18 protein-coding genes are annotated in these 20,444 nt (G+C 71.9%); 13 read left to right on the top strand and 5 right to left on the bottom strand.

Features of this window, described 5'->3' with window-relative positions; translation table 11 throughout:
• Nucleotides 1–1,788 (top strand): SF1B family DNA helicase RecD2 (gene recD2 / locus VQ02_RS21730; RefSeq protein WP_048446308.1); only part of this gene is annotated, 1,788 nt, incomplete at its 5' end.
• 51 nt (nucleotides 1,789–1,839) lie between these two features.
• Here recD2 and VQ02_RS21725 read toward each other — a convergent pair.
• Entirely contained in the window at nucleotides 1,840–2,376 is a 537-nt protein-coding gene (locus VQ02_RS21725; protein WP_048446299.1) for a DUF2244 domain-containing protein, read from the bottom strand.
• 20 nt (nucleotides 2,377–2,396) lie between these two features.
• Here VQ02_RS21725 and nth point away from each other — a divergent pair, with 20 nt between their 5' ends.
• Nucleotides 2,397–3,137 (top strand): endonuclease III, encoded by a 741-nt coding sequence (gene nth, locus VQ02_RS21720; protein WP_083469357.1) that lies wholly within the window; start codon nucleotides 2,397–2,399, stop codon nucleotides 3,135–3,137.
• Here nth and VQ02_RS39370 read toward each other — a convergent pair whose 3' ends face one another.
• On the bottom strand, nucleotides 3,138–3,653 hold the full coding sequence (locus VQ02_RS39370; protein WP_245239810.1) for an MFS transporter: 516 nt from the start codon (nucleotides 3,651–3,653) through the stop codon (nucleotides 3,138–3,140).
• Complete coding sequence (locus VQ02_RS39365; RefSeq protein ID WP_245239809.1) at nucleotides 3,620–4,375, bottom strand: MFS transporter; 756 nt, start codon at nucleotides 4,373–4,375, stop codon at nucleotides 3,620–3,622. The genes VQ02_RS39370 and VQ02_RS39365 overlap by 34 nt, the downstream gene beginning before the upstream one ends.
• Before the next feature lie 244 nt (nucleotides 4,376–4,619).
• Here VQ02_RS39365 and VQ02_RS37410 point away from each other — a divergent pair, with 244 nt between their 5' ends.
• The 4 genes from VQ02_RS37410 (at nucleotide 4,620) to VQ02_RS21695 (ending at nucleotide 10,398) form a co-directional block, all read left to right on the top strand.
• The gene (locus tag VQ02_RS37410; protein WP_048446297.1) at nucleotides 4,620–5,042 is read left to right on the top strand and encodes a hypothetical protein; all 423 of its coding nucleotides are present in this window, start codon (nucleotides 4,620–4,622) and stop codon (nucleotides 5,040–5,042) included.
• 87 nt (nucleotides 5,043–5,129) lie between these two features.
• A complete protein-coding gene (locus VQ02_RS21705) occupies nucleotides 5,130–6,863 on the top strand; it encodes an efflux RND transporter periplasmic adaptor subunit (protein ID WP_048446296.1) in 1,734 nt (577 codons plus the stop codon).
• 11 nt (nucleotides 6,864–6,874) lie between these two features.
• Complete coding sequence (locus VQ02_RS21700; protein ID WP_048446295.1) at nucleotides 6,875–9,997, top strand: efflux RND transporter permease subunit; 3,123 nt, start codon at nucleotides 6,875–6,877, stop codon at nucleotides 9,995–9,997.
• A 23-nt stretch (nucleotides 9,998–10,020) separates the two neighbouring features.
• Complete coding sequence (locus tag VQ02_RS21695) at nucleotides 10,021–10,398, top strand: hypothetical protein (protein ID WP_048446294.1); 378 nt, start codon at nucleotides 10,021–10,023, stop codon at nucleotides 10,396–10,398.
• Between the two features lie 112 nt (nucleotides 10,399–10,510).
• On the opposite strand, the gene VQ02_RS21690 is transcribed toward VQ02_RS21695, so the two are convergent.
• The gene (locus tag VQ02_RS21690; protein ID WP_048446293.1) at nucleotides 10,511–10,813 is read right to left on the bottom strand and encodes a hypothetical protein; all 303 of its coding nucleotides are present in this window, start codon (nucleotides 10,811–10,813) and stop codon (nucleotides 10,511–10,513) included.
• A 232-nt stretch (nucleotides 10,814–11,045) separates the two neighbouring features.
• On the opposite strand from VQ02_RS21690, the gene VQ02_RS21685 reads away from it, so the two are divergent.
• The 3 genes from VQ02_RS21685 to VQ02_RS21675 all read left to right on the top strand — a co-directional run bounded on the left by VQ02_RS21685 (nucleotide 11,046) and on the right by VQ02_RS21675 (nucleotide 14,031).
• Nucleotides 11,046–12,203, top strand: a complete 1,158-nt coding sequence (locus tag VQ02_RS21685) for an aminotransferase (RefSeq protein ID WP_048446292.1) — start codon at nucleotides 11,046–11,048, stop codon at nucleotides 12,201–12,203.
• Nucleotides 12,204–12,284: 81 nt separating this feature from the next.
• Complete coding sequence (locus tag VQ02_RS21680; protein ID WP_083469355.1) at nucleotides 12,285–12,806, top strand: DUF4112 domain-containing protein; 522 nt, start codon at nucleotides 12,285–12,287, stop codon at nucleotides 12,804–12,806.
• Between the two features lie 34 nt (nucleotides 12,807–12,840).
• Complete coding sequence (locus VQ02_RS21675; RefSeq protein ID WP_048446291.1) at nucleotides 12,841–14,031, top strand: ABC transporter permease; 1,191 nt, start codon at nucleotides 12,841–12,843, stop codon at nucleotides 14,029–14,031.
• A 310-nt stretch (nucleotides 14,032–14,341) separates the two neighbouring features.
• Here the strand turns inward: VQ02_RS21675 and VQ02_RS21670 are convergent, their stop codons facing one another.
• Nucleotides 14,342–14,797, bottom strand: coding sequence for a cupredoxin domain-containing protein (locus VQ02_RS21670; protein ID WP_048446290.1), 456 nt, complete (start codon nucleotides 14,795–14,797; stop codon nucleotides 14,342–14,344).
• Between the two features lie 288 nt (nucleotides 14,798–15,085).
• Between VQ02_RS21670 and VQ02_RS21665 the strand changes: the two genes are divergently transcribed.
• The 4 genes from VQ02_RS21665 to VQ02_RS21650 all read left to right on the top strand — a co-directional run bounded on the left by VQ02_RS21665 (nucleotide 15,086) and on the right by VQ02_RS21650 (nucleotide 20,432).
• A complete protein-coding gene (locus tag VQ02_RS21665) occupies nucleotides 15,086–16,711 on the top strand; it encodes an ABC transporter substrate-binding protein (protein WP_048446289.1) in 1,626 nt (541 codons plus the stop codon).
• 259 nt (nucleotides 16,712–16,970) lie between these two features.
• Nucleotides 16,971–17,948: an ABC transporter permease gene (locus tag VQ02_RS21660; protein ID WP_048446288.1), complete on the top strand. Its 978-nt coding sequence runs from the start codon at nucleotides 16,971–16,973 to the stop codon at nucleotides 17,946–17,948.
• Between the two features lie 4 nt (nucleotides 17,949–17,952).
• Nucleotides 17,953–18,804, top strand: coding sequence for an ABC transporter permease (locus VQ02_RS21655; RefSeq protein ID WP_048446287.1), 852 nt, complete (start codon nucleotides 17,953–17,955; stop codon nucleotides 18,802–18,804).
• Nucleotides 18,801–20,432, top strand: coding sequence for an ABC transporter ATP-binding protein (locus VQ02_RS21650; protein WP_048446286.1), 1,632 nt, complete (start codon nucleotides 18,801–18,803; stop codon nucleotides 20,430–20,432). Before VQ02_RS21655 ends, VQ02_RS21650 begins: the two co-directional genes overlap by 4 nt.
• Nucleotides 20,433–20,444 lie beyond the last annotated feature (12 nt).

The following is a 20,444-nucleotide window of genomic DNA, read 5'->3' as shown; positions in this document are numbered from 1 at the left end:
AGAGATGTGTATAAGAGCCAGCTGCACGCCCACGGCGTCGGCACCGCCCGGGCGGTCAGGATCTTCAAGACCTACGGCACCGACTCGGTCGCGGTGATGACCGAGGATCCCTACCGCCTCGCCCGCGACGTGCGCGGCATCGGGTTTCGCACCGCGGACGCCATCGCGGCCCGGCTCGGCCTGTCGCCGACGGCCCCCGAGCGCCTGCGCGCCGGCCTCGCCTATGCGCTCCAGGCCGCGATGGACGACGGCCACTGCGCCCTGCCGGTGCCGGACCTGATCGCCCGCGCGGCCGAGCTGCTCGGCGTCGACGCGAGCCTGCTGCGCACGGCCCTCGTCGAGGAGGTCGGCGGCGACTCGGTGGTGATGGACACGATCGACACGGTGCCGCACCTCTTCCTGCGCGGCCTGCACGCGGCGGAATCGGCCATCGCCGAGCGGCTGATCGCCCTCGACGACGCGCCCCTGCCCTGGGACGAGATCGACGTGGCGGCCGCGCTGGCCAAGGTCGAGGCCGAGACCGGCCGGCCGCTCTCAGCCTCCCAGCGCGCCGCCGCCGCCACGCTCCTGAACGCCAAGGTCGCGGTGATGACCGGCGGGCCCGGCGTCGGCAAGACCAGCACCCTCGACGCCCTCCTGCGGGTGCTGGCCGAGGCCGATGCCGAGGTGCTGCTCGCCGCACCCACCGGACGGGCCGCCAAGCGGATGAGCGAGCAGACCGGCCGCGAGGCAAAGACCATCCACCGCCTGCTCGAGATCGACCCGCGCCACGGCGGCTTCCAGAGGAACGAGCACAGCCCGCTGGCGTGCGACCTCCTGGTGCTGGACGAGGCCTCGATGATCGACGTGCCGCTGATGAACGCCCTCACCCGGGCCCTGCCGCGCCACGCCGCCCTCTGGCTCGTCGGCGACGTCGACCAGCTTCCCTCCGTCGGGCCGGGCCGGGTGCTCGCCGACGTGATCGCCTCCGGCCGGGTCGCGGTGGCGCGCCTCACCGAGGTCTTCCGCCAAGCCGCCGAGAGCCGGATCGTCACCGGCGCCCACCGGATCAATGGCGGGCGGATGCCCGAGGGCGCGGACACGCCGGACGGCGACTTCTTCGTGGTCCGGATCGACGATCCGGAGGCCGGGGCCGAGAAGCTCGTCGAGATCGTCACCCGCCGCATCCCCCGCCGCTTCGGCCTCGACCCGGTCAAGGACGTGCAGGTGCTCTGCCCGATGACCCGCGGGGCTCTCGGCAGCCGCCACCTCAACCAGGCCCTCCAGCGGGTGCTCAACCCGAACCCGCCGGTCTCGGTCGAGCGATTCGGATGGGTCTTCGCCCCCGGCGACCGGGTGATGGTGGGGCAGAACGACTACGACCGCGAGGTGTTCAACGGCGACCTCGGGGTGGTGACGCGGGTCGATCCGGAGGAGGGCCTGCTGGTCGCGGGCTTCGACGGACGCGAGGTGACCTGGCCGTTCGAGGAGCTGGATGCCTTGAGCCCCGCCTACGCCATCACCATCCACAAGTCGCAAGGGTCGGAATACCCGGCCGTGGTGATCCCGGTGGCGCTCCAGCACTACACGATGCTCGCCCGCAACCTGCTCTACACGGGCGTGACCCGGGGCAAGCGGCTGGTGGTGCTGGTGGCGCAGACCCGCGCGGTGGCGATTGCGGTGCGCGGCGGGGCGAGGCCGCGGCACACCAAGCTGGCGGAGTGGTTGCACAAGCCGGCTCGACGCAGCAGCAGCGGCTGCCGACGTAGTCTCGCCGCGACGATCCCTTCCCCTGTCCCGGACGACTGAAGCGTCAGCGGAAGGAGATCCGGGACAGGGGGCATTTCGTAACGGTGGAGATCAACACCCCTTCTTCACCTCGGCCAGGGCCCGCGTCAGCCCCTCCGCCACGGTCTGGCGCTCGGCCGGCGAGGCGTCGCGGGCGACGAGCACCCTCTGCCCGCGCGACACGAAGGACAGTGACAGCAGGCCGTACTCGTCGTCCTCGACCTTGTGCAGCCTCGTCCAGAGCGGGTTGAAGCGCCACTCCGCGCGCTCGCCGCGGTGGCTGACCCGGGCGACCAGCACCTCGATCTGGCTGATCACCACCTCCTCGAAGGAGCGCCCGCGGCGGGCGTTGAGGGTCAGCGCCAGCCAGAGGGCGGCGATGTCGAGGCCGAAGAAGCCGGTGACCGGCCACATCCCCATCTGCAGGAAGGCGAACCCCGTCACCAGCGCGACGCCGCCACAGGCCGCCATGACGACCCGGAAGCCGAGGCGCGAGAGCGAGCAGTGCGGCCGGATCGTCGCAGCGAAGACCGGGCGCTCGATCGCGTCCGGATCGCGCCCGTAGGGGTGCCGTTCGGTCGCGTCGTCCGGTGCCTTGCCGCTCGCCATGCCGGCAATATAAGGCGCCCATGACTCGCCGGAAGCAGGCCGCCCCCGACAAAATCACCGCACCGGCGAAGGCCAGGGTCGTGACGCCGCTGACGGCGCGGGCGACCACGCCGGAGCCGGTCGATGCCGCCACCCTGCGCGAGATCTTCTCGCGTCTCAGCGCCGCCAACCCGGAGCCGCGCTCCGACCTCGAATACCTCAACGCCTACACGCTCCTCGTCGCGGTGGTGCTCTCGGCCCAGGCCACCGACAAGAGCGTCAACATCGCCACCGCGCCGCTCTTCGCCCGTGCCGACAACCCGGCGGCGATGCTGGCGCTCGGCGAGGAGACGGTGCGCCATCACATCCGCACGATCGGGCTGTTCAACACCAAGGCCAAGAACGTCATCGCGCTCTCGCGCATCCTGGTCGAGCAGCATGGCGGCGAGGTGCCGCGGGCGCGCGAGCACCTCGAGGTGCTGCCCGGCGTTGGCAAGAAGACCGCCAGCGTGGTGCTCAACGTCGCCTTTGGCGAGCCGACCATCGCGGTCGACACCCACATCTTCCGGGTCTCGAACCGCATCCCGCTGGCGCCGGGCAGCACCACCGACAAGGTCCAGGCGGGGCTCGAGGCGATCGTGCCCGAGCCCTACCGCCTCAACGCCCACCACTGGCTGATCCTGCACGGGCGCTACGTCTGCAAGGCGCGCAAGCCCGAGTGCTGGCGCTGCCCGATCGCCGAGCTCTGCCGCTACCCGGACAAGACGCCCGGGCCGGGCTGATCAGCGCGTCCCGCCCTCGGCCAGGAGCTCGGTGCCGACCGGCACCGGCGGCTCGACCACGAATTCGCCGCGGTCGGCATCCGCCGGCATCGGCCGCGCCAGGATGCGGTAGAGGCCCCAGGCGGCCATCAGCAGCTGCGCGGTCAGGATCGTGCCCGAGAGCCCGTAGCGGAAGTTCGACATCGCGAGGCCGGCGACGACCGGCCCGGCTGCTGCGCCGGCGCCCTGGAGGATCAAGAGCCCGCCCGAGGCGGCGACGAACTCGCCCTTGTCGACCGTGTCGTTCACGTGCGCGATGACGATGCTGTAGGTCGGGATCACGGTGCCGCCGAACAGGGTGACGCAGGCGAAGAAGACCCAGTGGCGCGCGTCGTCCGGCACGAAGCGCAGCATGGCGAGCAGCGACGCCGACGCGGCGAGCGCCACTGCGACAATCACGAGCCGCCGGTCGAGCCGGTCGGAGAGGCCGCCGAGCGGCCAGGTCAGCAGGAAGCCGCCGAGCGAGCCGCAGGCCATGAACAGGCCGATCTCGGCGGTGTCGAAGCCGTGCCGCCTGCGAAGACCGGCCCGAGGCTGAAGAAGGCGCTGGTGGTGACGCCGCACAGGAAGGCCGCGACGGTGCCGAACGGCGACTGCCGGTAGAGCCGCGCCAGGTCGATGCCGGTCTCAGTGGCGCCCTCCGCCGGCGCGGCGACCCGCGTCAGGGCGGTGGGCACCAGGGCGATCGCGATGGCGATGGCGATGACGCAGAACAGGGCGTAGCCGCCCGGGTCGGCAGCCGGCAGCAGCATCTGGCCGCCGATGCCGGCGAACAGCCCGGTCATGCCGTAGATGCTCATGATCCGCCCGCGGCTGCCCGGCGTCGCGATGCCGTTGAGCCAGCTCTCCACCACCATGAACAGGCCGGCGAAGCAGAAGCCGGTGAGCGCCCGCGCCACCATCCAGACATAGGGGTCGATGACGAGGAGGTGCAGCAGGGCGGCGCTCGACGCGATGGCGGCGAGGCCCGCGAAGGTGCGGATGTGCCCGACCCGGGCGATGATGCGCCCGCCGCGCAGGGACCCGATCACCACGCCGACCCAGAACCCCGCCCCGACCGTGCCGATCTGGGCCGGGGAGAAGCCCTCCAGGCCGCCGCGCACGCTGAGCAGGGTGCCCTGAAGGGTATTGCCCATCTGCATCAGGGCGTAGCCCGCCAGGACGGCGAGCAGAAGCTTGGGTTGTCCGCGTGAGATCATGCCGACTTCGCTCCAGGATCGCGAGGAAGCCCGGGGCCGGATGCGCGCAGGCTCCCGGCCGGGCTAGTGCGTTCCCTCCCTGGCGGCGCGGTGCTCCCTCGGGCGCCGCTTCCGCGGCGCCGGCCGGCCGATCTTTCCCGGCGAACGCCTGCCTGCCGGAGCGGTTCCGCTGCACTGCAGCAAACGGCGGTGCGCCGGCCGCGGTCGCGCTTCCCTTCGGGCACGGATCTGTTATCGTGGCGGCATGACCTTACCCGGCCCCCTCGCGCGCCTGCTTGCCGCGGTGATCATGACGATCGCCGCGTGCATCGGCGCGTCGGTGGCCGGGGTCTCGTCGGCGCAGGCCCACCAGGGCCACGCCCATCACGGCGCGGAGGCGACGTCGCAGGCGCCTGCCGCAGTGATCCTGACCCTGGCCGAGGCGCGCTCTGTCGCCGAGGGCCCGCGCCTGACCGTCGCGAGTTCCGACGAGGCGCCGGTCGCCCGGCCCTGCAACGGGCTGTGCTGCCTGATGGGCGCCTCCTGCTGCGTCCCCGGCCTGCTCCCGGACGCCCTGGCAGCCCTCCCCGGCCCGACTTCGGCCCGGCGCCTCGCCGCCGCCGAGGACGCGCTGCCCGCCGGCATCGCGCCGGATTCCCCCGCGAGACCGCCACGATCCTTCGCCTGACGTCCGCGTCCCGCGCCGGCGCGCCACCCTGACGGGTGGGCCGCCCGCGGGCGCTCGTTCACGCCGCTCGCGAAGGCTTCTCTCCCGATGTTTCCGTCCCTGTTGACGGCCGCGCGACGCGCGCTGGCCGTGGCGCTCGCCCTGACCACGCTGCCGCTCCTCGCCTCCGCCCACGAGGGCCACGACCACGGCGCCCCGCAGGCCCCGGTCTCGAAGACCATCGCGCCCCGGGGCGAGGCGTCCTCGAGCGCGTTCGAGCTGGTGGCGATCCCCCGGGGTGACGCCCTGGTGCTCTACCTCGACCGTTTCGCCACCGGCGAGCCGGTCACCGACGCCACCCTCGAGGTCGAGACGCCGGACGGCCCCGCCGCGGCCACGGCCGCGCCGGATGGCAGCTACCGCCTGCCAGCGCCCTGGCTCGCGCGGGGGAGCCAGGGCGGCGACCACCTCGACCTCGTGGTCACGGTGACGGCCGGCGCCGACGTGGACGTGCTGCCCCTCGCCCTGGCCCTGCCGCCCCCGGACGCTGCCGCGCCCACCCCTCCGGCACAGGGCACCGGATGGCTGCACGCCCTCACCGACCGTCTGGCCGATCGGCTGGCCGACCGCGACCCGGGCGCCGGCCTCGCCGCCGCCGGGGGCTTCGTCCTCGGCCTCGTCGCCATGGGGCTGATGCGGGCCGGGCGGCGGATGCCCGTCCTCGCCGTGCTGGTGCTCGCCGCGACCCTGGTCCTGGGCGCCACCGCCTTCGCGCATGAGAGCGGGAATCACGGCCATCCGGAGAGCCGGGCCGCCCTCGTCACCCCGGCGGATGCGCCGACCGACCTCGCCCAGCGCCTGGCCGACGGGACCGTGTTCGTGCCCAAGCCCACGCAGCGCCTCTTCTCCTTGCGCACGGAGGTGACCGCCGAGGGTGCCTTCCGCCGCACCGTGTCCCTGCCCGGCCGGATCATCCCGGACCCGAATGCCAGCGGCGTGGTGCAATCCTCGGTCGGCGGGCGCCTGGCGCCGCCGCCCTCGGGCACCTTCCCGCGCCTCGGAACGCGGGTGCGCCAGGGCGAGGTGCTGGCGCTGGTGACCCCGCCGGTGCAGCAGGTCGACCTGTCCGACATGCGCCAGCGCCAGGGCGAGCTCGACCAGCAGATCGCCATCGTCCAGCGCCGGGTCGACCGCTACCAGAAGCTCGCCCCCGGCGGCGCGGTCTCGCAGGTGCAGCTCGACGAGGCTCAGGACGAGCTCAAGGGCCTCAAGGACCGGCGCACCGCCCTCGACCGGATCCGCCTCGAGCCCGAGGTGCTGACCGCGCCGGTCGGCGGGGTGATCGCCGAGGCGGCGGCGGTGGCCGGCCAGATGGCCAATCCCGGCCAGATGGTGTTCCAGATCGTCGATCCGGCCCGGCTCTGGGTCGAGGCCCTGAGCTTCGACGCCCTGACCCCGGCCGCCGACGCGACCGCGCGCCTCGCCGACGGGCGCAGCCTGCCGCTCGCCTACCAGGGCGCGGGCCTCGCCGACCGCAACCAGGCGATCCCGGTGCAGTTCGCGATCGGCGGCGGGCTTGAGGGCCTGCGGGTCGGCCAGTTCGTCACGGTGCTAGCCGCCATCGATGCCGAGCGGCGCGGCCTCGCCCTGCCGCGGGCGAGCGTGGTGCGCACGGCCAACGGCCAGGACGTGGTCTACGCGCACACCACCGCCGAGCGCTACGAGGCTCAGGCGGTGCGGGTGGCGCCCCTCGACGGCACCCGGGTGCTGATCGAGGCCGGCCTCAAGCCCGGCACCCGCGTGGTGGTCCAGGGCGCCGAGCTCCTCGACCAGGTCCGCTGAGGAGGCGCGCGATGTTCTCCTTCCTGGTCACCCACTCCCTGCGCAACCGCCTGCTGGTGCTGGCGCTGGCCTGCGTGCTGGTGCTGTACGGCGCCTTCAGCCTCACCCGCCTGCCGGTCGACGTCTTCCCGGACCTCAACCGCCCGACCGTCACCATCATGATCGAGGCCGAGGGCTACGCGCCCCCGGAGGTCGAGCAGATGGTGACCTACCCGATCGAGACCCGGCTCAACGGGCTTCCCGGCGTGACCCGGGTGCGCTCGGTCTCCGGCGTCGGCCTCGCGGTCGTCTACGTCGAGTTCGCCTGGGGCACCGACATCTACCGCAACCGCCAGCAGGTCGCCGAGCGCCTGAGCCTGGTGCAGGACCAGCTGCCCCGCGGGGTGACGCCCCAGATGGGCCCGGTCTCCTCGATCATGGGCCAGGTGCTGCTGATCGCGGTGACGGGCGAGTCCGTGAGCCCGATGGAGCTGCGCGAGACTGCCGACTTCGTGCTCCGGCCGCGCCTCCTCACCATCCCGGGGGTGGCCCAGGTGATCCCGATCGGCGGCGAGGTGCGCCAGTTCCGGGTCGCCCCGAACCCGGCAGCGATGCGGGCGCTCAACGTCACCAACGCCCAGCTCGACGCGGCCCTGCAGCAATTCGGCACCAATGCCGGCGGCGGCTTCACCGACCAGTACGCCCGCGAGTACCTGATCCGGAACATCGCCCGCACGATGAGCCTGGAGGACTTAGCGGACCTCGTGGTGGGCGCGGCCGGCACCGCGCCGGTGCGCCTGCGGCAGGTCGCGGAGGTCTCCTTCGCCGCGAAGGCCAAGCGCGGCGAAGGCGGCTACCAGGGCCGGCCGGCGGTGATCGTCTCGGTCGAGAAACAGCCCGACGTCGACACCGTGGCGCTGACGCGCTCGATCGAGGCCGCGCTCAAAGACATTGCGCCCTCCCTCCCCGCCGGCATCTCGGCCGACAAGATCCTCTTTCGCCAGGCCGACTTCATCGAGACGTCGATCGGCAACGTCGAGCGGGTCCTGGTCGAGGCCATCGCCGTGGTGGCCCTGGTGCTGTTCGCGTTCCTCCTGAACGTCCGCACCACCCTGATCTCGCTCACCGCGATCCCGGTCTCGATCCTTGCCACCGCCCTGGTGTTCCACCTCGCCGGGCTCTCGATCAACACCATGACGCTGGGCGGGCTCGCCATCGCCATCGGCGAGCTCGTCGACGACGCGGTGGTCGACGTCGAGAACATCTTCCGCCGCCTGCGGGAGAACCGGGCCGCCGGCAACCCGCGCTCGGTGTTCGAGGTCGTGGTCGCGGCCTCGAACGAGGTGCGCTCCGGCATCGTCTACGCCACGGCGATCATCGTGCTGGTCTTCGTGCCGCTCTTCGCGCTGTCGGGCATCGAGGGCCGCCTGTTCGCGCCGCTCGGTCAGGCCTACATCGTGTCGATCCTGGCGAGCCTCGTGGTGTCGATCACCCTGACGCCGGTCCTCGCCTCCTGGCTGCTGCCGGGCCTGAAGAGCCTGGAGGAGCACGAGAGCCGGTTCATCCGTCTGCTCAAGCGCGGCAATGCCGCAACGCTGCGCGCGGCGTTCCGGCACCAGCGCCTGCTCGTCGCCACCGTCGCCGGCCTCGTCGTGACGGCGGGGCTCGCCGCCTGGCAGCTGCCGCGGGCCTTCCTGCCGCCGTTCAACGAGGGCTCGTTCACCGTCACGATGGCGTTCACCCCCGGCATCTCGCTGCCCGAGAGCAGCCGGGTCGGGGCCATCGCCGAGCGGCTGCTGATGGAGATCCCGGAGGTGGCGGCGGTCGGCCGCCGCACCGGCCGGGCCGAGCTCGACGAGCACGCCGAGGGCGTCCACTCCTCCGACCTCGAGGTGGCGCTCAAAGGCGGAGGCCGCCCGAAGGCGGAGCTGGTCGCCGAGATCCGCCGGCGCCTCGCGGCGCTGCCGGTCTCGGTCAATGTCGGCCAGCCGATCTCGCACCGGCTCGACCACATGCTGTCCGGCGTCCGGGCGGAGATCGCACTGAAGATCTTCGGCGAGGACCTCGACGTCCTGCGGCGGGTGGCGGCCGGCCTGCACGAGCGGATGCGGGCGATCCCGGGCCTCGCTGACCTGCAGGTCGAGAAGCAGGTGCGGATCCCGCAGCTCGAGATCCGGGTCGATTACGGCCGGGCGGCGCTCTACGGGGTGCAGCCCGCGGCGGTCGTCGATCAGCTCAGCCGGCTCTCCAACGGCCGCCTGGTCTCGACGGTGGTCGACGGCTACCGCCGCTTCGACGTGGTCCTGCGCCTGGCCGAGGCGCAGCGCACCACCGCGACCTTAAGCGACCTCCTGGTCGAGACGCCCTCCGGCTGGGTGCCGGCGCGCCAGATCGCCGACATCCGCGAGACCGACGGTCCCAACCAGATCCTGCGCGAGAACGGCCGGCGGCGCCTGGTGGTGATGGCCAACACCGCGGCCGGGGCCGACACGGCGGAGGTCGTGGCGGCGATCCGCCGGGCCGTCGCGGCCGAGGCGATGCCGCCGGGGGTCTTTGCCAGCCTCGAGGGCACGTTCCAGGCGCAGGAGGAGGCGAGCCGCACCATCGGGGCGCTCTCGCTCGTCTCGCTCGGGCTGATCTTCGCGCTCCTCTACAGCCGTTACCGGTCGGCCGTGCTGGCGCTGATCATCCTGGGCAGCGTGCCGCTGGCCCTCGTCGGCTCCGTGGCGGCCCTGTGGCTCGCCGGCCAGCCGCTGTCGGTCGCCTCGATGATCGGCTTCATCACGCTCACCGGCATCGCGGCCCGCAACGGCATCCTCAAGGTCAGCCACTACCTCAACCTGTCGCTGCACGAGGGCGTGCCCTTCGGGCCGGAGCTGGTGGTGCGTGGCAGCCTGGAGCGGCTGACCCCGGTGCTGATGACGGCCCTCTCGGCCGGTGTCGCCCTGGTGCCGCTGCTCACCGACGCGGCGAGCCCCGGCAAGGAGATCCTGCACCCCGTCGCGGTGACCATCTTCGGCGGGCTCATCAGCGCCACCCTCCTCGACGCGGTGCTGACGCCGGTGCTCTTCCTGCGCTTCGGCCGGCGCCCGCTGGAGCGCCTGCGGGCCGCGACCGCCGCCCCGGCCGGCGCCGCGCCGGCCGAGGCCTTCTGATCCCCTCACCCCGGAGAGAACCCATGCTGATCCAGAGATTCCTCGCGGCCGGCGCCCTGCTGGCGCTCCTGCCGATCTGCGCCATCGATGCCCGCGCCCACGACGGCAACGGCCACAACGGCGGGCGCGTGGCCGATGCCGGCCCGTACCACATCGAGCTGGTGACGAAGGACCGCACGGTCGAGGTCTACGTCTTCGATGCGAAGGAGAAGGCGGTGTCGCCGGCGGGCTTCAAGGGCACGGCGATCCTGGTCGTCGGCGGCAAGCCCGCCCGCGTCGTCCTCACCCCGGCCGAGGCACGGCTCACCGGGCAGGCCGAGGTGGCGCTGGGCACGAATCCCAAGGGCGTGGTGCAGATCACGGGCCCGGACGGCGCCGCGGTGAGCGGCAAGTTCAACTGACGGCGACGCTCGCCGTCGTCTCAGCAGCGCACGCCTCGGCTCCCTCTCTCGCGCACGGGAGAGGGGCTCCTGCGCCCGTCCTGTCGGAACGGATCGGACGGACACCGTGCTCTCAGGGGCTGCCGCCGCCCGCCCCGCTGCCGCCGTTACGGCCGAATTGCGGGATCGGACGGGTCTGCTGCTCGGCGTTGCCGCCGGCGGCGGAATCGTCGACCGCCGTGCTGGCACCGGTGCGGCCGGGCACGACGTCCACGGCGCCCGGCCCGCCATTCGTCGCCCCGCCGAGGCTGCCGGTCGCCGCCGGATCGGCCGGGGCCACGATGACCGGGCCCGCACCCGGAGGCGCCAGGACGTTCTGCGCCGAGACGAGCGTCGGCACGCCGCACGCCAGGGCGGCCAGTGCGTATCTGAGCATGATGTTCCTCTGAATATTGCGGGAGAACTCCCGTTGCTCGGTCAAACCGCGGCGCCCGACGATGTTTCACCAGATCAGCGCGTTTTCGATTTTCCATTGATCCATGTAAATCGGTCGCCGGCCGCGATCCGGGCGCCGGCTCGCCGCGCCGCCTCCGCCCGTCCGGCTCGGTTCCGTCCCGCGTCCCGGCGTGGTAGCGAGGCGCCTTCGCCCTCGAGCCCGCCGCGCCCGCATGAATCCCATCTTCGCCGACCTGCCGACCACCGTGTTCGAGGTGATGTCGGCGCTCGCCCGTGAGACCGGTGCCGTCAATCTCGGCCAGGGCTTCCCGGACGATCCGGGCCCGGCCGACGTGCGCGCCAAGGCCGCCGAGGCGGTGGTGGAGGGCTGGAACCAGTACCCGCCGATGATGGGCCTGCCCGAGCTGCGCCGGGCGGTGGCGGCGCACTATGCGCACTGGCAGGGGCTCGACCTCGACCCCGAGGCCGAGGTGATGATCACCTCGGGCGCCACCGAGGCCCTGGCGGGCGCCCTGATGGCGCTGATCGAGCCCGGCGACGAGGTGGTGCTGTTCGAGCCGATGTACGACGCCTACCTGCCCCTGGTGCGGCGGGCCGGCGGGGTGCCACGCTTCGTCACCCTGACGCCGCCGCACTTCCGGCTGACGGAGGAGGCGCTCGCCGCCGCCTTCTCGCCGCGCACGAAGGTCGTGCTGCTCAACAATCCTCTCAACCCCTCGGCCACCGTCTTCCCGGATGCGGACCTGGAGTTGCTCGCCGGCTTCTGCCGGCGCTTCGACGCCGTCGCGCTCTGCGACGAGGTCTGGGAGCATGTGGTGTTCGACGGCCGGCGCCACCGGCCGCTGATGACATATCCGGGGATGCGCGAGCGCACGGTGAAGATCGGCTCGGCGGGCAAGATTTTTTCCCTCACCGGCTGGAAGGTCGGGTTCGTGATGGCCCCGGCCCACCTGATGCGGGGGCTCGCCAAGGCGCACCAGTTCCTCACCTTCACCACGCCGCCGAACCTCCAGGCGGCGGTCGCCTACGGGCTGGCCAAGGACGACGCCTATTACGAGGGCATGCGGGCCGACTTCGCCCGGGCCCGGGACCGCTTCGCCGGCGGGCTCAAGGCCCTCGGCTTCAGCGTGCTGCCCTCCGCCGGGACCTACTTCCTCAACGTCGACATCGCGCCGCTCGCAGAAGGCGACGACGTCGCCTTCTGCGAGCGGCTGGTGCGCCAGCACGGCGTCGCGGCGATTCCCGTCAGCGCCTTCTACGCGTACCAGCCGGTGCGCACCGTAGTGCGGTTCTGCTTCGCCAAGCGGGACGACACCCTCGACCGGGCCCTCGACCGCTTGCGCGGCCTCGCGCCGGGGCGCGCGGCCTGATGCGGGGCCTCCTTGTTGAACCGGGGCGCCGGGGCCACATCCTCGAGCATGAGCACCACGCACACGCTCCGGAGCCCCGGGATGACCTCTTCGCAGACGGCCGGCCGCGTCCCGCCCTTCGGGGCCGGCTCCTTCGGCAAGGGCAGCGACTTCAAGGACACCCGCTTCCAGGACGAGGCCCTCGGGCTTCGCGCCAAGGCGGGCGACGCCCTGGCCGGCTCCTCGCCCGAGCAGGTGATGGCGCGCCTGGAGCTGCTCGCCCACATCCTCGACACCGCGATCATGCTGCCGGGCAACCGCCGCATCGGCCTCGACGCGATCGTCGGCCTGATCCCGGTGATCGGCGATGCGATCACCACGGCGATCTCGTCCTACATCGTCTGGGAGGCCCGCCGCCTCGGCGCGCCGCGCTGGCTGATCGCCCGCATGGCGGCGAACGTGGCGATCGACGGCGTGGTGGGCGCTGTGCCGCTGGTCGGCGACCTGTTCGATGCCGCCTTCAAGGCCAACCGCCGCAACGTGCAGCTGCTGCGCCGCCACCTCGAGCGCAGCGGCGCCCTGCGGCCGAGCGTGATCGACGGCGTCGCGACCCGGCTCGACTGAGCCGACTTGTGCCGACCCTGCCCGGGGGCGCCGCATGAACGAGCGCCCCCGCGGTCCCGAGCTCGACGCGATTCCCGTGACCTCGCCAGCGGCCGCGCCGGTGAGCCTGCCGCTGCCCGGGCCCACGGGCACCGGGCGGCTGTCGCCGCTCAACCGCCGTCGCCTCGCGAATTTCCGGGCGAACCGTCGCGGCTACTGGTCGTTCGTGCTGTTCTGCCTCCTGTTCGTCACCAGCCTGTTCGCCGAGTTCATCGCCAACGACCGGCCGATCGTCGCGTCCTACAAGGGCGAGATCCTGTTTCCCATCGTGGTCGACTATCCGGAGGAGAAGTTCGGCGGCTTCCTGGCCCGGACCGATTACCGCGACCCTGTGATCGCCAAGGAAATCGCCGAGCACGGCTGGGCCCTGTGGCCGCCGATCCGCTTCTCCTACAACACCCACAACCTCGACCTGCCGGTGCCCGCCCCCGCCCCGCCGACCTGGCGCCTCACGGACGCGCAGTGCCGGGCGATCGCGGAGAAGACCGGCGGCACGACCTGCCGCGACATCGAGTGGAACTGGCTCGGCACCGACGACCAGGGCCGCGACGTCGTCGCCCGGCTGATCTACGGCTTCCGGCTCTCGGTGCTGTTCGGGCTCACCCTGGCGCTGGTCTCCTCGGTGATCGGGGTGCTGGCCGGGGCGGTGCAGGGCTATTTCGGCGGCTGGGTCGACCTGGTGTTCCAGCGGGTGATCGAGATCTGGACCGCGATCCCCTCGCTCTACCTGCTCATCATCATCTCGTCGATCATCACGCCGAGCTTCTTCGTGCTGCTCGGCATCCTGCTCCTGTTCTCCTGGGTGTCGCTGGTCGGCGTGGTGCGGGCGGAGTTCCTGCGGGCGCGCAACTTCGAGTACGTGCGCGCCGCCCGCGCGCTCGGGCTCTCGAACGCCCGCATCATGTTCCGCCACCTCCTTCCCAACGCCATGGTGGCGACGCTGACCTTCCTGCCGTTCGTGCTGAACGGCTCGATCACGACGCTCACCTCCCTCGACTTCCTCGGCTTCGGCCTGCCGCCGGGCTCGCCATCCCTCGGCGAGATGCTGGCCCAAGGGAAAGCCAACCTGCAGGCGCCCTGGCTCGGGCTCACCGGCTTCGCGGTGATCGCCGTGACCCTGAGCCTGCTGATCTTCGCCGGAGAGGCGGTGCGGGACGCGTTCGATCCGAGGAAGACGTTCCGGTAAGGGCAGCGCCTGCGCCGGCTTGGCTCGGGAGGATGATGTGGCCAGGGGAGATGATACGTCTGCTCCCCTGAGCGCCTGTTTGGCTTGCTGGACAGTATGAACCACCCTCTTCGTCATTCCGGGGCCGCGAAAGCGGAGGCCGGAGTGCCGAGGGCACGCCCAGAAACTCAGGTGGTGTCGAATGAGGCGAATTGCGTACCGCTCTATTCTGAACATCCTGCGGTTCTGGATTCCGGGCTCCGCTTTCGCGGCCCCGGAATGACATGCAGGGTGTCAACTCTGTGAAATACGATCAAACAGGCTCTGATACTCACTTCGCCGGGTCGACCAGCGTCAGCTTGCCGGTGAACGGCTTGTCCTGCTTCGACGTGGCGGTGCAGCCCCAGGTGTACTCGCCCGGCGCGATGGTGCGCAGGCGGATCTCGCCCTTGCCGTTCGGCTTGATCAGGTAGGCGTCGTTGCTCGCGACGTGAACCACGTCGCCGTCGTGGTGCAGCACGTTCTTGTTCTGGAAGATCTGCGGCGCGGTGAGCGAGACCTGCTCGTTCGACTGGTTGGTCACGTGCAGGTCGACGTTGCTCTGGGCCGGGAGGCGCAGCTCGGCCGGGGCGCAACGCGGCACGCCGTTCTCGGACGTGATCGTCACCTCGACCGGGGGCATGGCGTCGGTCTTCGGCGGCGGCAGGTCGTTGGCGGCGCGGGCCCCGCCCGACAGGGCGGCGGCGAGGAGGGCGGCGACTGTGGCGGCGCGGATGGAGATCGTCATCGAGGGTCGGGCTCCTGTCGAGGGGGACGGACGGCGTGAGGCGAGAACGCCAGGTCGCGCCCGATGTTTCCTTGCCCGCCCCCATCAGCCCGCGGCGCGATGCCCGCCGCGATGGATCCGGAGGCTCACGGTCTCGCGCAGGGCGAGCAAGGGACGACAATTCTCTCCGGTGGCGGCCTGCGGGAGACGAAGCATCTCGGGACGAAGCGGAATTTGCCACGCTTCGTCCATTGCGCCGGCGCTGCGTTGCAGCAAGGATGGCGCCCGAACGACGACAGGGACCCACCGATGATCATCGACCGCCGCGAAGCCCTCAAGCGGGCCGGCCTCCTCGCGCTCGGGACTGCGGCCTGGACGCCAGCGGCGCTGACGCGGGCGGTCCTCGCCCAGGGGGCTGCCCAGGCGCCGCGGCGCGGCGGCGTGCTGACGGTGCAGCTCAACGGCGAGCAGCGAGTGCTCAACCCGGCGATCCGCGCCTCGACCGGCGTCTACGTCATCACCTCGAAGATCGTCGAGCCGCTGGTTGACCTCGACCAGGACGGCAAGCCCGCGGGCGTGCTCGCGACCTCCTGGGAGGCCGCACCCGACGGCAAGACCGTGACGTTCCGGTTGCGCCAGGGCGTGACCTGGCACGACGGCAAGCCCTTCACGAGCGCCGACGTGCAGTACACGGCGATGGAGCTGTGGAAGAAGTACCTGAACTACGGCACCCAGCTGCAGCTCTACCTCGAGGCCGTCGACACGCCCGACCCGCACACCGCGGTCTTTCGCTATTCCCGGCCGATGCCGCTCAACCTGCTGCTGCGGGCCCTGTGCGACCTCGGCTACGTCGCGCCCAGGCACGTCTTCGAGGGCACCAACGTGCTCGAGAACCCGGCCAACACCGCGCCGATCGGCACCGGCCCGTTCAAGTTCGTGTCCTACGAGCGCGGCCAGCACGTCATCGCGGAGCGCAACCCGAGCTACTGGCGCGAGGGTTTTCCGTACCTCGACCGGATCGTGTGGCGCTTCATCATCGACAAGGCCGCGGCGTCCGCGGCGCTCGAGACCGGCCAGGTCCAGCTCTCGACCTACAACGCCCTGGCGCTCGCCGATCTCGACCGGCTGAAGTCCGATCCGCGCTTCACCGTGTCGAGCAAGGGCCTGGAGGCCAACGCCTTCAACAACACGCTGGAGTTCAACACCCGCCGCAAGGAGCTCGCCGACGTGCGGGTGCGCCGGGCGATCGCCCACGCCATCGACGTGCCGTTCTTCATCGAGAACTTCATCTACGGCCTCGGCAAGCCGGCCACCGGCCCGATTCCGTCCTCCTCGACCGCGTTCTACCCGAACAACCCGGCCCCCTACGCCTTCGATCCGAAGAAGGCGGCCGCCCTCCTCGACGAGGCCGGGTTCAAGCGCGGGGCCGGGGGCACCCGTTTCTCGCTCAAGCTCGTGCCGATCATGAACGGCGAGGACGTGCCGCTGCTCGCCACCTTCATCCAGCAATCGCTCCAGGCGGTCGGGATCAAGGTCGACATCGTCAACCTCGACACGGCAGGCGCCCTCTCCACCGTCTACCGCGACTGGAACTTCGACCTCGCCACCGGCTGGCACCAGTACCGGGGCGATCCGGCGGTCTCGACCACCGTCTGGTACCGCTCCGGCTCGCCGAAGGGCGCGCCCTGGACCAACCAGTACGGCTGGCAATCCGACCTCGTCGACCGCCTCACCGACGAGGCGGCGAGCGAGCTCGACCCGGAGAAGCGCAAGGCGCTCTACGCCCAGTGGGTGAAGGCGGTGAACGACGAGATCCCGGTCTGGATGATGACCGAGCGCACCTTCCTGTCAGCGACGAGCAAGCGCGTGCACGGCGACCACAACACCCCGCGCTGGGGCTCGGGCGACTGGCACGACGCCTGGATCGAGGCGTGATGGGCTGGCCCCCTCTCCTCTCCCCGCAAGCGGGGAGAGGGCTGCGTCCCCGTCCAGGGGATGAAGCGAGCCGCGAACCGCAGGTTCGCCGCGAGGGTGAGGAGGAGGTGCCGGAGATGTCTCGTCCGGAGAGCCCCCCTCACCCTCGCTTCGGCTCTGCCTCTGGTGGCTTCACCCCCGACAAGGGGGGTGAAGCCCTCTCCCCGCCCGCGGGGAGAGGAGAAGGGCGGAGTGTTTCGTTCGATCTCCGCTCGACTCCATGACCATCCTCCTCCTCGCGCTTCGCCGCCTCGCTGCCAGCCTGCCGACGCTCCTCGTCATCCTGGCGGGGCTCTTCCTGCTGCTCCAGCTCGCCCCCGGCGACACCGTCGACGCGCTGATGGCCCAGATGGGCGGCGGCGATCCGGCGACGGCGGAAGAGCTGCGGCGCTATTACGGCCTCGACCTGCCAGCCGCCGCCCAGCTCGCCCGCTACCTCTGGCGGCTGGTGCAGCTCGACCTCGGCCAGTCGGCGATCTACGGCAAGCCCGTCGCCACGGTGATCGCCGAGCGGCTGCCCGTGACCCTGCTGCTGATGGGCGCCTCCCTCACCCTCGCCTTCGCCGGCGGGACGCTGCTCGGCATCCTGGCGGCGCGGCGGATCGGGCAGTGGCCCGACACCCTGATCTCGACGTTGGGCCTGATGTTCTACGCCACGCCCTCGTTCTGGTTCGGGCTGATGGGGATCGTGCTGTTCGCGATCCGTCTCGGCTGGCTGCCGGCCGGCGGGTTCGAGGAGGTGGGCGCCGGCTACATGGGTCTCACCCGGATGCTCGACATCGCCCGCCACCTCGTGCTGCCGACCCTGACCCTGGCCCTCGTCTTCCTCGCCACGTACCTGCGGATCATGCGCGCCTCGATGCTGGAGGTGATGAGCCTCGACTATGTCCGCACCGCCCGGGCGAAGGGCCTTGGCGAGACCGGCGTGATCGTCCGCCATGCCCTGCGCAACGCGCTCCTGCCGATGGTGACCCTGGTGGGGCTCCAGGCCGGCACGATGCTGGGCGGCTCGGTGGTGGTCGAGAGCGTGTTCGCGCTGCCCGGCCTCGGGCGCCTCGCCTACGAATCGGTGGTGCAGCGCGACCTCAACACCCTGCTCGGCATCGTGTTCGTCTCGGCGCTCCTCGTCATCACGGTGAACTTCGTGGTCGACCTCGTCTACGGCCGGCTCGATCCGCGCATCGCGGCGGGGCGCTGACGCGATGGCGGCCCTTCGGCGGTACCTGCGCAACCCGGCGGCGCTCCTCGGCGCGCTCCTGCTCCTCCTCGTCGTCGCGGTGGCGCTCGCCGCGCCGGTGCTGTTCCCGAAGGATCCCCTGAGCCTCGCCGGCCGGCCGCTGCAATGGCCCTTCGCCAATCCCAAGGTCTGGCTCGGCACCGACGCCAGCGGCCGCGACATCGCCGCCCAGGTCTTCCATGGCGCCCGGGTGTCGCTGCTGATCGGCCTCGTGGCGGCGGTGATCGCCATCGCGATCGGCATCGCGGTCGGCGCGGTGGCGGGCTTCTACGGCGGGATCGTCGACGACGCCCTGATGCGGGTGACGGAGGCGTTCCAGACCCTGCCGAACTTCCTGCTGCTCCTCGTGCTCGTGGCGGTGTTCGGCTCGGACATCACCACCGTCACGGTGGCGATCGGACTCGTCTCCTGGCCGGCCCCGGCCCGGCTCACCCGGGCCGAGTTCCTGACCTTGCGCAACCGCGAGTTCGTTCAGGCCTGCCGGGTGCTCGGCATGGGCGACGCCCGCATCATCGCCCGGGAGATCCTGCCCAACGCCCTGCCGCCGGTGATCGTCTACGCCAGCGTGGTGATGGCGGTGGCGATCCTGCTCGAGAGCGCGCTGGCCTTCCTCAACCTCTCCGACCCGAACGTCGCCTCCTGGGGCAACCTGATCGGGGCCGGCCGGGGCGTGCTGCGCACGCAATGGTACGTCTCGGCGATCCCCGGACTGGCGATCCTGCTCACGGTGCTGGCGGTGTCCCTGGTCGGCCAGGGCCTCAACGACGCCCTCAACCCGCGCCTGCGCGGCCCCGCCCCGGTGAAGGCCGCACCATGACCGAGCCCCTCCTCTCGATCGAGAACCTCTCGGTCCGCCTGCCGCAAGGGGCCGACCGCAGCCACGCGCTCTCCGGCGTCTCTCTGTCGCTCGCCGCCAACGAGATCCTGTGCGTCGTCGGCGAGAGCGGCTCGGGCAAGTCGGTCCTCGCCAACACGGTGATGCGCCTGCTGCCGCCGGGCGTCACCCCCGACGCCGGTCGGGTGCTGTTCTCCGGCCGCGACCTCGTCGGCGCCTCCGAGGCCGAGATGCGGCGCCTGCGGGGCGCGGCGATCGGCATGGTGTTCCAGGAGCCGATGACGGCCCTGAATCCCCTGCGCCGGGCCGGCGACCAGATCGCCGAGACCTTCCGCATCCACACGAAACTCGGCGCCCGCGAGATCCGGGAGAAGACCCTGGCGCTGCTGACCGAGGTGCGGATGCCCGACCCTGTCGCGGCGCTCCGGGCCTACCCGCACGAATTGTCGGGCGGGCAGCGCCAGCGGGTGATGATCGCCATGGCGCTGGCGCTGGAGCCGGCGCTCCTCATCGCCGACGAGCCGACGACGGCCCTCGACGTGACGACGCAGGGGCGCATCCTGGCGCTGATCCGCGACATCCAGCGCCGGCGCGGCATGGGCGTCCTGTTCATCACCCACGATTTCGGGGTGGTGGCGGAGATCGCCGACCGTGTCGCGGTGATGCAGGCGGGCCGCCTCGTCGAGGAGGGACCGGCCGACGCCGTGCTCAACCGGCCGCAGGCGCCCTACACCAGGACGCTGATCGCCGCGGTGCCGCCGCTGCTGCCGCGCCCAGGCCGCGGCACGGAAGCCCCCGCGATCCTGGCGCTCGACGGCGTGTCGAAGACCTATCGCACCGGCGGCGGCCTGCTGCCCGGCCGGGCCCGGGTCACCCACGCGGTGAAGGACGTCAGCCTGTCCCTGCCCCGGGGCACGACGCTCGGCATCGTCGGCGAATCGGGCTCCGGCAAGTCCACCCTCGCCCGCTGCATCGTGCGCCTGCTCGACCCGGACGCGGGCGCGATCCGCCTCGGCGAGACGGATCTCGCCGCCCTGTCGCGGCGGGCGATGCGGGCCCAGGCGCGCAGGGTGCAGATGGTGTTCCAGGACCCCTTCGCCTCGCTCAACCCGCGGCGGCGGGCCGGCGAGCTCGTCGCGCAGGGGCCGATGCTCCAGGGCGCCTCCCGAGCCGAGGCGATGGCCAAGGCGCGGGAGCTGTTCGGCCTCGTCGGCCTCGATCCGGCCGCGATGGACCGCTTCCCGCACGAGTTCTCCGGCGGCCAGCGCCAGCGCATCGGCCTCGCCCGGGCGCTCGCCCTCGAACCCGAGGTGCTGGTCGCCGACGAGCCGGTCTCGGCCCTCGACGTCTCGGTCCAGGCGCAGGTGCTGGCGCTCCTCGACCAGCTCCGCGACCGGCTCGGCCTGTCGATGCTGTTCATCACCCACGACCTGCGGGTCGCAGGCCAGATCTGCGACCGCATCGCCGTGATGAAGGACGGCGTCGTGGTGGAGGCCGGTCCGACCGCCGCGGTCTTCGCAGCCCCGCAGGCCGCCTATACCGGCGCCCTGCTGGAGGCGGTGCCCGGCCGCTCCTGGATTCCCGGGCGTCCGCACGCCCCCGCCGCCTGACACGGAGTTCCC

It is taken from the genome of Methylobacterium variabile, assembly GCF_001043975.1.
GTDB classification, from domain to species: Bacteria; Pseudomonadota; Alphaproteobacteria; order Rhizobiales; family Beijerinckiaceae; genus Methylobacterium; species Methylobacterium variabile.
This window is presented reverse-complemented; position numbering and strand designations above follow the sequence as displayed.